This is a genomic window from Arthrobacter sp. JCM 19049 (assembly GCF_001310435.1).
Genome location: NZ_BAXF01000042.1, coordinates 1 through 11,257, shown reverse-complemented (window position 1 = coordinate 11,257; position 11,257 = coordinate 1). Strand labels below are relative to the sequence as shown.

The following is an 11,257-nucleotide window of genomic DNA, read 5'->3' as shown; positions in this document are numbered from 1 at the left end:
GGAACTGGCCGTGGAGCAGGTGCTGTTTGGCGCGTTTCGCTCCACTGGCCAAAAATGCACCGCCACCTCACGGCTGATCCTGGACGCGGACATCGCCGAGGACTTCTTGGGCCGGCTTACCGCCCGGCTCGATGACTGGGTAACCGGGGACCCTCTGGACGGCGGCGGTGCACATGGGTCCACTGGTGGATGCCCGGGCCCGCGATGCGGCCCAGCAGGGGCTGGAACGTGCCTGGAGCAGGGCGCCAGCATCCGCTATCGGGGTGCCGCCCCGCAGGAGGCCGGGTTCATGCCGCCCATCATCCTGCAGCTGCCCGAGGGGCCGCGGGGGCGTGAGAACGCGGGATGGCGTGAGGAATTCTTTGCCCCCATCCTCTCGGTCATCCAGTCGCCGGCGCCGAGCAGGCCTTCGCCGCCGCCCAGGACAGTGAGTTCGGGCTGAGCCTGGCGCTGTTCACCACCAACCTGGCCACGGCGATTCGCGCGCAACAGCAGCTTGATGTGGGTATTCTGCATGTGAATTCCGAATCGGCCGGGGCCGACCCGCACGTACCTTCGGTGGGGCCAAGGCCTCCGGATACGGGCCGAAGGAACAAGGGGCTGCGGCCCGCGAATTCTATACGCACACCACCACCACTTACCTGCGCGGCTAGCACCGGCACGGGAATCGGAAGGACAACGATGCAGATACAGCGGATCCTGGTCATCGGGGCGGGCACCATGGGGCGCCAGATCGCCATGAGCGCGGCCCTGGTCGGCTACAACACCACCCTGAACGACATCTCCGGCGAGGCGCTAACGGCCGCGGGGCGGGAACTGGATAAGTGGGCCGCGGGCCGGGTGGCCAAGGGCAAGCTGACCCAGGCCGATGCCGACGCGGCCCTCGCCCGGCTGGAACGCAGCACCGACCTGGACGCGGCGGCCGGCAACGCGGATCTGGTGATCGAGGCGGCCGTGGAGAAGCTGGAGGTCAAGAAGGCGCTCTTTGAGCAGCTGGGCCGCAGCACCCCGGCACACGCGATCCTGGCCACCAACTCCTCCACCTTGGCCTCCTCGCATGTGGCGCAGGCTTCCGGGCGCCGGACTTGGTGTGCAACATGCACTTCTTCAACCCGGCCCTGGTCATGAAGTGCGTCGAGGTGGTGCGCAACGAACACACCAGTGACGCCACCGTGGAGGCCGTAATGCAGGTGGCGCGCGCCATGGGCAAGGACCGGTGCTGGTGCAGAAGGAGGTCCCCGGGTTTGTCGCCAACCGCATGATGGGCGCGCTGCAGCGCGAGGCGCTGGAACTGGCCGCCAACGGGGTCGCCAGTTTCCAGGACATCGACACCACGGCCAAGACCGCGCTGGGACATCCGATGGGTCCCTTTGAACTGATGGACCTGGTGGGCATCGACGTCATCGACTTCATCGCCCAGGCCACCTACGCCGAGACCGGCGACGCCGCCGACAAGCCGCACCCGCTGATAGCCGAGAAGGTCGCCGAAGGCCGCCTGGGACGCAAGAGCGGCGCCGGGTTCTACGACTACTCCTAGCGTCGGGCACCGCCGATGGGAAAGCGCCAGGGGACCGCGAGAATTCGCGGTCCCCTGGCGTGCTTGCGCCCGGCGCGGGGCAGGGCGGGTGAAGCGGGAATCAGGCCTCGTCGGTAACCTCGGGTTGGGCGCCGAGGATGAAGTGGCGTCCGGAGATCCGCTCGACCTTGACCCGGACCCAGGCGTCCTTCAGGGTGGGGATCCACGGGGTGACGCCCGACTCGCGGGCCTCGCGGATCTCCTCCTCGCTTTCCAGCACGGCCGCGGTGCCGTGCACCACGACGCTCCAGGCTTCGTCGGAGAGCACCCCGTCGGCCTCGAAGGCGATGGAGGAGTTCACGGTCATTGCCGCGAGCTTGTTGCCCGGAGCGGTGCGGATGAAAATATAGCCCTTGTGCACGGCAAAATTCACGGGAACGATGTCGATGATGCCCGCCGCGGCGGTGGCAACACGTCCGTGGGCGCTATGGGCCAGCAATTCCCAGCACTGTTCCTCGGTCAGTTTAAGGACCGGATCGTCATTGTCGTGTTCAAATCTCATACCCTCAGTTTTCTACGTCCTGTAGAAAAAGTCCAGTGCATTCGGGCACAAATTTCTGGCGACACCCCCAGTCGGGGCCAGTCGTGAAAGACTGGTTGCATGACTCATGCTGCAACTGACGGCACCGCGCGCCATATTGCCGCACGCCTGGAAGACGGCTTTCACCGCTGGCGCGCCCGTCGGGCTCAGGGCCGGGGGCTGCGTCCCATCATTATGCCGTATCTGGGTTATGGATACAGCAGCGGCGACGGGGGCTGGGTGCGCGTCTTCGCCCGGGTCGCCCTGGCGCGTCCGGGATTCTTCGAAAACGGGCGACACAAGGCCCAGATGATCGAGGACGGGATTCGCGGCTTTCGAAACTTCATTTCCCCGATCCTGCCTTACGCCGAGGTCATGGTCCACGTGGCCGGCCAGGACTTCAAGGTCCACGCCGACCGCGGCGGGGTGATTGACGCCAAGCTCAGCGTCGACCTGGCCCCCGGGTGGCACCGGTGGATGTCAGTGTGGCCCAGGGGGAAGGAGCCAGCACCGAGGTGCTGGTCATTGACGAAAACCAGCGCACCGGGGTGATCTGCGATGTGGACGACACCGTGGTGGTCACCGCGCTGCCTCGGCCGCTGCTGGCGGCCTGGAATTCCTTTGTGCTCTCCGAACATGCCCGGGTGCCCACCCCCGGCATGGCGGTCATGATGGAGCGGCTGGTCACATCGCGCCCCAACACCCCGACCATCTATCTTTCCACCGGCGCCTGGAATGTCGCGCAGACCCTGAACCGGTTCCTGAGCCGCAACCTCTATCCCCGGGACCCATGCTGCTCACCGACTGGGGACCCACTCCCAGCGCCTGGTTCCGCAGCGGGGTCCAGCACAAGGTGGACCAGCTGCGCCGCCTGGCCCACGAATTCCCCAACATCCGCTGGGTGTTGATCGGTGACGACGGGCAGCATGACCCGAGCACCTACGCCGAGTTCGCTCGGCGCTATCCGCAGCACGTGCGTGCCATTGTCATCCGCCAGCTCACCCCATCCGAGGCGGTGCTGGCCGGCGGTCGCTCCCACGAGCTGCAAATGTCCACCCCGGATACGGACTGGGTCTACGAGGCCGACGGATCGCGCATCGCGCTGCGGCTGCAGCAACTGGGCCTGCTGGAAGGTGAAAAGCGTGGCGCCGCAGCCGCGCCCGAGTCCGGGAGCCAGGCCGATGACGGAAAGGGATAAAGCGATGGAAGACGGAACCGTATTGCGCGTCGAGGTCCCCATGCGCTGGGGCGACATGGATGCGTACGGGCACGTGAACAACGTGAACCTGATCAGGCTCATGGAGGAGGCGCGCATCGCCGGCTTTGGCGTGCCCGGGGGCACCGGCGCTCCGGGGATGCGTCCGAAGGTGGATATCTTCTCCGCCGTCCCGGCCGGGGTCCAGATCCTGGTGGTCGAACACCGCGTGCGGTACTCCAGGCCGCTGGAATACCGCAACGTCCCGGTCAACGTGGACCTGTGGATCGCCAGCGTGAAGCCGGCCAGCTTCGATATCTGCTATGAATTCCGGGATCCGTGGAGGACACCCTGTGTGTGCGGGCCACCACCACGCTGGCCTTCTTTGACACCGCCAGCTCGCGGGTACAGCGCCTGAGCGAGGCCGAACGCGCCGGGCTGGCACCCTTCCAGGGGCGGCCGGTCTTTGGGCGCTAGGTGCCGTTGCCCCAAAAATGAATTAGGCTAGCTATATCTAACCTATTAGTTCAAGGGGTGTTTTTGTGGCCAAGAGTGATGGTCGTCGTCCGGTGCGTCCGCAGGTAGTGCTCGAAGTGGTGGCTCGCCAGCAGATCTCCGCCCACCTGGTGCGCCTGACCTTCGGCGGTCCAGGGTTTTCCGGCTACCAGGACAAGGAGGCCACCGACCGCTACGTGAAGATTCTCTTCGCCAAGCCCGAGCTGGGGCTGCAGCCGCCCTACAACCTTGATGAGCTGCGGGCCATTCTCCCGGCCCAGGATCTGCCGGTACGCCGCACCTACACTGTGCGCAACGTGGACACCGAGGCCCGGACGCTGGACATCGACTTTGTGGTCCACGGGGACGAGGGGCTGGCCGGGCCGTGGGCACGCGACGCGCAGGTCGGTGACAAGATCTGCTTCAGCGGTCCCGGCGGACGCTATGCGCCCAGCGCGGAGTACGACTTCCAGTTCCTGGTCGGGGACGAAACCGCGATCCCTGCCATCGCCTGCGCGCTGGAGGCCATGGATGAGGACATGGTCGGTCGGGTGATCATCGAGGTCAACGATGCCAAGGACGAAGTACAGTTCCAGGCGCCGAAGGGCATCGAGATCACCTGGCTGCACCGCAATGCGCCGTTCTCTCCGCAGACCACCATCCTTGAGCAGGCGGTCCGCCAGGTGCCGTGGCCCGAGGGCAAGGTGCAGATCTTCTGCCACGGCGAGCGTGAGGTCATGAAAAAACTGCGCATGTACTTCCATGGGGAGCGCGAAGTGCAGCGCCAGGAGATGTCCCTGTCCGCGTACTGGGCCTACGGCCGGGTGGAGGATGAATTCCAGGCCGAAAAGCGCAGCGCCATCGGCCAGATTTTTGACGAGGAGCCAGCGCCGGCAAAATAGCGCCAGCGGCGGAAGATTCTAGGGGCCTGGCCCCGCAGTGGCTCGGAGCGACACCCGCTCCGGGCCGCTTTTTCTTAGATTAGACACACCTAAGAGAAACTTTGAAAAATTAAGCCAGATGCACTTGACGTTATTGTGGTGGGGTGTCGTATGCTTAGTGCAGAGCCTTCCCCGTGTGTGGTCGGGGGAGGCGCTGACTTTGGTCGATGCGAGTCGACCAAGAGCCGTCACGGGACTTGCTCAATCCCCGGCGGTGGTCGGCCTAGCCGGCTTGAAGTAAAAGGGAAAGGGAATGGCTGACCTGCTCAGTCAGCCGAGTCGCAGAATGAAGCGCATCAAGCATGCACGCCTTGATGCGCTTCTTCTGTTTTAAGTCCGGGTCTTGGCTGCGTGAGATTTGTCTGGGTGAGCCAGGGCCGTCCTCACATCGGTAGCGCGCCTGCGCCTGGCGGGGCGCCAAGTTCGCCCGCGACCTTCCAGAGCAGCACGGTCGCCAGCGCGTTGTCCTTTTCCCAATTCAGCAGGGACGCCTTCTGCTCCCAGCCAGCAGCTGCAGGCGCGGCGCACCACCAGGTCCGAAGCCAAGAAAACGCGCCGGGCGCGCAGCCCGCGCAATGCCACATAATCCACCGTCCACGGACCGACTCCCTTCAGAGCCAGTAGACTCTGGCGCAGCTGCGGGACCGGGGCCTTCATCGACGGGCCGAAATCCAGGTACCACTGGGCCACCCGTTGCAAGGTTGCCGCCCGGGAGGCGGGGCACCTGATGATGGACACCAAATCGGGAACCGATGTTCCGGCGACCCTCGCGGCCTCTGGAAAGGCGTGGAACCCGCTCGCGTGCTCGACCCCCAGTGCCGTGACAAGCCGCAGCGCCAGCGTGCGGGCGGCGCGGGTGGAAATCTGTTGACCCAGCACCGTGGTCACCAGGGCCTCAAAGAAATCCGGGTAGCTGATCAGGCGCAGGTGCGGATGCCTTCGGGCGCAGGCACCGAGCAATGGATCCCTGGACAGGCGGCGCAATCCCGCAGTGCCGTCCTGCGCCAGCCCCAGCCAATGGGTCACGGCGTCCCGCAGCCCTACTTCGGCGCTCGCCGGTGCCTCGGTGGTCACCCCCACGCCGCCGGCATCCACCCGCAGCTCGGTCAGCTGCCAGCCGGTGGCCGTGCGCAATAGCCGGGCGATCGTGCCCTGCGCCGGATCCAGGGTTTCCTGGATGGGCAGTGAATGCACCTGCAGCACCTGGAACAGGTGCGCCACATCCAGCGCCCCGGTGGAGGTGAGGCGGAACCGGTGCGTCACTGTCGCCAGATTCCCGAACTGCCGCGGCGGTGCGAACCCAGCAGGTGGGTGTCCACCATGCCGATGGCCTCCATCAGCGCGAACATGGTGGTGGGTCCCACGAACCTGAAGCCGGCCCGTTTCAGCGCCTTGGACAGCGCCACCGATTCGGGGCTCTGCGTGGGAATCTCGGCCAGGGTGGCCGGCTGCGGGGTGTGCTGCGGGCGGTGCGACCAAATTAGCTCCGATAATCCGCCGGCGGCGCGCAGGGCGACGGTGGCCCGCGCGTTGCTGATGGTGGCCTCAATCTTGCGCCGGTTGCGCACGATCCCGTGTCCTGCAGCAGCTGGTCAATCTGCGATTGGCCGAAGGCCGCGACCGCGTCGGGGTCAAAGCCGGCGAATGCCCGGCGGAAGTCCTCCCGCTTCTTCAGGATGATCGCCCACGACAGGCCGGACTGGAAGGCCTCCAGGCTCAGGCGCTCAAACAGGCCGCGCTCATCGGTGATGGGCATGCCCCATTCGGTGTCGTAGTACTCACGCAGCAGCTCGCTGCTGGCTGCCCACGGGGGCCGCGCCAGCCCGTCGACCCCGATGATTAAATCTCCCATGCCACCATCCTGCCATCGCCGCCGGGAGCGCTGGCCCTCGCGCCCGTTCCTGCTATCATCGTTATATGGCGATAATAAAGTCAGTGACCGATGAAGATGCGGGTGCGGTGACCCGCCGACGCACCGCGGCCCTCTTCCACTGCCTGGCCGACCCGATGCGGCTGATGATCCTGGAACACCTGAAGACCGGGGAGCACAAGGTCAAGGAACTGACCGAGCACCTGGGCCTGGCCCAAAGCACCGTGAGCGCCATTTGGCGTGCCTGCGCGAAGGCAACCTGGTCAAGGCCCGTTCGGTGGGGCGTTCCAGCCTCTACTCGCTGAACGACGAGGCGAGGTTGCAGACCCTGCTGAAACACGCAGGACCGTTGGTGCGCGCCCAGCAGGGCGAGCACCACTGGCTCGACGAACACGAAGGCCCGAATTCCAACCAGGAGGCGCTGCACAGTGTCCCATGACCACTCCCATGACCACGGCCTGGCCGAGATGAACCGCAAACGCCTGGCCTGGGCGTTTGGCATCACCGCCACGATCCTGATCGCCGAGGTCGTCGGGGCGCTGCTGACCAACTCGCTGGCGCTGCTGGTGGACGCCGCCCACATGCTCACCGACACGCTGGGGCTGCTGATGGCGCTGACCGCCGCCAACCTGGTGATGCGCAAATCCACCGACCAGCGCACCTGGGGTTTCCGACGTGCCGAGGTGCTCTCCGCGACGCTGCAGGCGGCGCTGCTGCTGGCGGTGGGCATCTATGCGGCCATTGACGCGGTGCGCCGCATCTTTGAACCGGCCGAGATCCAGTCCACCGGCCTGCTGGTCTTTGGCGTAATTGGGTTGCTGGGCAACCTGGTTTCCATGTGGATCATCTTCGCCGGGCGGCAGGACAACCTGAACATGCGCGCCGCGTTCCTGGAGGTGCTGAACGACGCGCTGGGTTCGGTGGCGGTCATTGTCGCCGCAGTGGTCATCTGGCTGACCGGCTGGGCCACCGCCGATTCGCTGGCCGCACTGTTCATTGCCGCGCTGATTGTGCCCCGCGCACTGAAGCTGCTGGGGGAGACCACCCACATCCTGCTCGAATCTACCCCAGGGGCCTGGACCTGCATGACGTGCGCCAGCACCTGGAGAAGCTGCCCGGGGTGTTGGCGGTGCATGACCTGCACGCCAGCCAGATCGCCTCGAACCTTCCGGTGCTCACCGCCCACGTCGTGGTGGCTGATGAAATGTTCTCCTCGGACTCCACCGGCGAGCTGCTGCGCCTGCTGCAGCAATGCGTCGCCGAGCACTTCGAGGTGAGCATCAGCCACTCGACCTTCCAGATCGAACCGGCCTCACATCGCCGGAGCGAATACCACGTGGACTGCTGATCGTGCGGGGCGCGTGCCTTGCGGCACTGCGACGGCCGGTGGGCGCAGCTCTCCACCCCTGGTATGACACTGTGGCACCAAACACCGTTCATTTGGCCGATCCCTTGGTGGCATGCGGGTTTGTAGTCTTGGACTATGAATCAAGAAACCGTTGTGGAAACAGATTTCGCCGTGCAGGCCCGGGGCCTGACCAAGACCTACGGGCACGGCTCGACCCGTGTCGAGGCGTTGAGGAGCGTTGACGTTTCCTTCGTGCGTTCGCGCTTTACCGCCATCATGGGCCCCTCCGGCTCCGGCAAGTCCACCCTGATGCATTGCCTGGCCGGGCTGGACACCGCCGATGACGGGCAGATCCTGATCGGCGGCAAGAACCTGATGCAGCTCAGCGACGACCAGTTGACCGAGATGCGCCGCGAACAGATCGGCTTCGTCTTCCAGTCCTTCAACCTGGTGCCCACCATCACCGCGCGGGACAACATCCTGCTGCCGCTGGCGCTCGCCGGCAAGAAGCACGACCCGGCCTGGTTCGAGCAGGTGGTGGGGATCCTGGGGCTGAACGACCGCCTGGATCACAAGCCGCACGAGCTCTCCGGCGGCCAGCAGCAGCGTGTGGCCGTGGCCCGCGCCCTGCTCACCCGCCCCGAGGTGGTCTTTGGCGATGAACCCACCGGCAACCTCGATTCGCGCACCGGCGCCGAAGTGCTGTCCCTGCTGCGCGCCTCCACCCGCGAAATGGGCCAGACCATCATCATGGTCACCCACGACCCGGTGGCCGCCTCCTACGCCGACGAAGTGCTGTTGATGAAGGACGGGCAGCTGGTGGGCAAGCTGGCCGAGCCGACCGTTGCCTCGGTGACCGACGCGCTGGCCAACCTGGCGGAGTAGGACTGATCATGCTTCACGTCGCATTAGCGAATATCAAGACCTATGCGCGGCGCTACATCGCCGCGGTGTTGGCGGTGGCCATCGGCACCGCATTCCTCGGGGCCAGCCTGGCGGTGGACACCTCCACCCGGGCTACATTGAAGAACTCCGTGGGCGAGGTCTACCGCAACGCCGACCTGGTGGCCTTCCAGGACTGGAAGAACGAGGACTACGGCACCGAGTCGGACAAGCCCATGACCCTGGACGTGCTGAACTCGGTGCGCAAGCTGCCCGAGGTGTCCACCGCCTACGGTTCGGTGCGGGCCGGCACGAGCCTGCGCACCGACAAGAACGCGTTCGGCGCCTGGCTGGTTCCGGTCTCCGCCGAGAACCGCTTCTCCGGGCTGAACCTGATCGAGGGCCGGGCCCCGACGAAGGAAACCGAGATCACCGTCGATGAGAAGGGCGCCCAGGAGGAAGGCCTTTCGCTGGGGGACGTCGTCGCCTGGACGGGGTCAGCGGCGAGGACGGACTGCAGGAAGTGCGCATCGTGGGGCTCAGCGCCCCCAGCGCCGACCCGTTCATGGGCGGGATGATGCAGGTGGGCGTGTCCGAAGACGCCTTTGAATTTTTGATGGGCGAGCAGGCGCAACTGGATGAGCTGATCGTCAACGCCTCCGGTGACGTTTCCGCCGCCGCGCAGGCGCTGCGCGAAGAACTGGCCGAGCAGTCGGTGAAGAGCGCCTCGGTGCTTACCGCCGATGAAAAAATCATCGAGGACGTCGCCCAGCTCACCGGCGGCACCGACCAGCTGACCGTGGTGCTGCTGATCTTCGCCCTGGTGGCCTGGTGGTCACCGGCCTGGTGGTGATGAACACCTTCTCCGTGGTGATCGCCCAGCGCACCCGCGAACTGGCCCTGCTGCGCACCCTGGGGGCCAAGCGGGGGCAGATCCGCTCCTCGGTGCTCATTGAGGCGCTGCTGATCGGCGTGGTCTCCTCGCTGCTCGGCGTGGCCGCTGCGGTGGGCTGATGGCCGGACTGATCAAGCTGCTGCAGGTGACGGTACCGGACATGGCCTACGCCACCCTGGCGCTGGATCTGAAGGTGCTGCTGGTGCCGTTGGCCATCGGCATCGTGATGACCGTGCTCTCCGCCTGGGTTCCGGCCCGCCGGGCCATGAAGCTGGCCCCGCTGGCGGCGCTGCGCCCCTTTGACGCGGCCAGCGTGAAGAATCGCGCCGGCAAGCTGCGGATCGTCTTTGGCGCCATCCTGGCCCTGGCCGGGTTCGCCGGGCTGGTGGCCGGGGCGATGCTCAAGTCGCTGCCGATCGCCTTTTTGGGCGGATTGTTCTCCTTCCCCGGCATCCTGATGCTCGCCTCGCTGTTCGTGCCTCGCGGTGTACGGCATCGGGCGCTGGTCGTCCGGGGCAAGGTGGCCGGCAAGCTGGCGGCACTGAACTCGGTGCGCAACCCCGGTCGCACCACGGCCACCGCGACGGCGCTGCTGATTGGCGTGACCCTGGTGTCCATGATCATGGTGGGCGGGCAAAGCGCGAAGGTGTCCCTGAACCAGGGGCTGACCGAGGAATACCCGGTGGACCTGATGGTCCAGTCCGGGGACCTGAACCCGGCGCAGGAAACCCAGCTGCGCCAGATTGAGGGGATCTCGGCGGTGAGCCGGTACGAATCCGGGGCGCCGAAGATCGAGCTGGACAACGGCACCAGCGACGAGTCCTACCTGTTCATCGTGGACACCACGACGCTGCAGGATGTGCTGCAGCAAAACGCCCCGCTGCCGCAGGACGGCGAGCTGGTGTACACCAGCGGGGCCAGCGGGGACGCCAAGGCCACCACGGCCACCATCAAGGGGCATGAGCTGAAGCTAGTCACCTCCTCGGCCAGGTACCTGCCGAACATGATCACCCGGGACACCGCACAGCGGATCGGGCTGCAGCATGAAGAGGTGATGGGCGGTGCCTTGGTGCGCCTGGACGACTCGGTCAGCGACAGCCAGGTCAAGCAGGTCGTGGAGCAGATCTCCAAGACCTGAACGTTGACCAGGCGCTGGTCAGCGGCGGGGTGACCGAGAAGGCGATGTTCTCCCAGATCATCGACGTGCTGCTGATGATCGTCTCCGGCCTGCTGGCGGTGGCGGTGCTGATCGCGTTGATCGGTGTGGCCAACACGCTCAGCCTCTCGGTGCTTGAACGCACCCGTGAGAACTCGCTGCTGCGGGCCCTGGGCCTGAAGAAGAAGCAGCTGCGCTCCATGCTGGCGGTGGAGGCGGTGCTGATCGGCGGGGTGGCCGCCCTGCTGGGCCTGATCCTGGGCGTCATCTACGGCATGTTCGGGGCATACAGCACCCTGGCGGCCGTGGGCACGGTGTACTTCGACATCCCGTGGCTGCAGCTGGCCTGGTGCTGGGTGTCAGCCTGGTCGCCGCGCTG

General features: G+C 66.0%; 15 protein-coding genes and 4 pseudogenes. 16 read left to right on the top strand and 3 right to left on the bottom strand.

Features of this window, described 5'->3' with window-relative positions; translation table 11 throughout:
* The 3 genes and pseudogenes from JCM19049_RS03850 to JCM19049_RS22175 all read left to right on the top strand — a co-directional run.
* The coding region (locus JCM19049_RS03850; protein ID WP_279402413.1) for an aldehyde dehydrogenase family protein at positions 1 to 442 on the top strand (442 nt) is incomplete at its 5' end.
* A pseudogene (locus JCM19049_RS23120) lies at positions 358 to 1,262 on the top strand (aldehyde dehydrogenase family protein). The gene JCM19049_RS03850 and the pseudogene JCM19049_RS23120, both read left to right, overlap by 85 nt.
* Positions 1,223 to 1,537, top strand: coding sequence for a 3-hydroxyacyl-CoA dehydrogenase family protein (locus JCM19049_RS22175; protein ID WP_306420669.1), 315 nt, complete (start codon positions 1,223 to 1,225; stop codon positions 1,535 to 1,537). The pseudogene JCM19049_RS23120 and the gene JCM19049_RS22175 overlap by 40 nt, the downstream one beginning before the upstream one ends.
* Before the next feature lie 100 nt (positions 1,538 to 1,637).
* On the opposite strand, the gene JCM19049_RS03840 is transcribed toward JCM19049_RS22175, so the two are convergent.
* Positions 1,638 to 2,078, bottom strand: coding sequence for a pyridoxamine 5'-phosphate oxidase family protein (locus tag JCM19049_RS03840; protein ID WP_054820856.1), 441 nt, complete (start codon positions 2,076 to 2,078; stop codon positions 1,638 to 1,640).
* Positions 2,079 to 2,177: 99 nt separating this feature from the next.
* On the opposite strand from JCM19049_RS03840, the gene JCM19049_RS22170 reads away from it, so the two are divergent.
* From JCM19049_RS22170 to JCM19049_RS03825, 4 genes and pseudogenes are all read left to right on the top strand, one after another.
* The gene (locus tag JCM19049_RS22170) at positions 2,178 to 2,648 is read left to right on the top strand and encodes a hypothetical protein (protein ID WP_374700225.1); all 471 of its coding nucleotides are present in this window, start codon (positions 2,178 to 2,180) and stop codon (positions 2,646 to 2,648) included.
* Positions 2,561 to 3,294, top strand: a pseudogene (locus JCM19049_RS23115) (App1 family protein). The gene JCM19049_RS22170 and the pseudogene JCM19049_RS23115 overlap by 88 nt, the downstream one beginning before the upstream one ends.
* A gap of 4 nt (positions 3,295 to 3,298) precedes the next feature.
* A complete protein-coding gene (locus JCM19049_RS03830) occupies positions 3,299 to 3,709 on the top strand; it encodes an acyl-CoA thioesterase (protein ID WP_306420665.1) in 411 nt (136 codons plus the stop codon).
* A 124-nt stretch (positions 3,710 to 3,833) separates the two neighbouring features.
* Complete coding sequence (locus JCM19049_RS03825; protein WP_279402412.1) at positions 3,834 to 4,688, top strand: siderophore-interacting protein; 855 nt, start codon at positions 3,834 to 3,836, stop codon at positions 4,686 to 4,688.
* A 369-nt stretch (positions 4,689 to 5,057) separates the two neighbouring features.
* On the opposite strand, the gene JCM19049_RS03820 is transcribed toward JCM19049_RS03825, so the two are convergent.
* A complete protein-coding gene (locus JCM19049_RS03820; RefSeq protein WP_054820854.1) occupies positions 5,058 to 5,990 on the bottom strand; it encodes a hypothetical protein in 933 nt (310 codons plus the stop codon).
* Positions 5,987 to 6,579, bottom strand: a pseudogene (locus JCM19049_RS03815) (DNA-3-methyladenine glycosylase I). The gene JCM19049_RS03820 and the pseudogene JCM19049_RS03815 overlap by 4 nt, the downstream one beginning before the upstream one ends.
* An 83-nt stretch (positions 6,580 to 6,662) precedes the next feature.
* On the opposite strand from JCM19049_RS03815, the gene JCM19049_RS23110 reads away from it, so the two are divergent.
* From JCM19049_RS23110 to JCM19049_RS03775, 9 genes and pseudogenes are all read left to right on the top strand, one after another.
* Complete coding sequence (locus JCM19049_RS23110; protein WP_054820853.1) at positions 6,663 to 6,902, top strand: ArsR family transcriptional regulator; 240 nt, start codon at positions 6,663 to 6,665, stop codon at positions 6,900 to 6,902.
* Positions 6,875 to 7,036, top strand: a complete 162-nt coding sequence (locus tag JCM19049_RS23105; RefSeq protein ID WP_374700224.1) for a hypothetical protein — start codon at positions 6,875 to 6,877, stop codon at positions 7,034 to 7,036. The genes JCM19049_RS23110 and JCM19049_RS23105 overlap by 28 nt, the downstream gene beginning before the upstream one ends.
* Before the next feature lie 28 nt (positions 7,037 to 7,064).
* Positions 7,065 to 7,945, top strand: a pseudogene (locus JCM19049_RS03805) (cation diffusion facilitator family transporter).
* A 153-nt stretch (positions 7,946 to 8,098) separates the two neighbouring features.
* A complete protein-coding gene (locus JCM19049_RS03800) occupies positions 8,099 to 8,830 on the top strand; it encodes an ABC transporter ATP-binding protein (protein WP_374700223.1) in 732 nt (243 codons plus the stop codon).
* An 8-nt stretch (positions 8,831 to 8,838) separates the two neighbouring features.
* Entirely contained in the window at positions 8,839 to 9,405 is a 567-nt protein-coding gene (locus JCM19049_RS03795) for a hypothetical protein (protein ID WP_054820851.1), read from the top strand.
* Positions 9,360 to 9,680, top strand: coding sequence for a hypothetical protein (locus tag JCM19049_RS03790; protein ID WP_054820850.1), 321 nt, complete (start codon positions 9,360 to 9,362; stop codon positions 9,678 to 9,680). The genes JCM19049_RS03795 and JCM19049_RS03790 overlap by 46 nt, the downstream gene beginning before the upstream one ends.
* Positions 9,659 to 9,841: an FtsX-like permease family protein gene (locus JCM19049_RS03785; RefSeq protein WP_054820849.1), complete on the top strand. Its 183-nt coding sequence runs from the start codon at positions 9,659 to 9,661 to the stop codon at positions 9,839 to 9,841. Before JCM19049_RS03790 ends, JCM19049_RS03785 begins: the two co-directional genes overlap by 22 nt.
* Positions 9,841 to 10,860, top strand: a complete 1,020-nt coding sequence (locus JCM19049_RS03780; protein WP_054820848.1) for a hypothetical protein — start codon at positions 9,841 to 9,843, stop codon at positions 10,858 to 10,860. Before JCM19049_RS03785 ends, JCM19049_RS03780 begins: the two co-directional genes overlap by 1 nt.
* A gap of 29 nt (positions 10,861 to 10,889) precedes the next feature.
* Positions 10,890 to 11,257 (top strand): ABC transporter permease (locus tag JCM19049_RS03775; protein WP_279402411.1); only part of this gene is annotated, 368 nt, incomplete at its 3' end.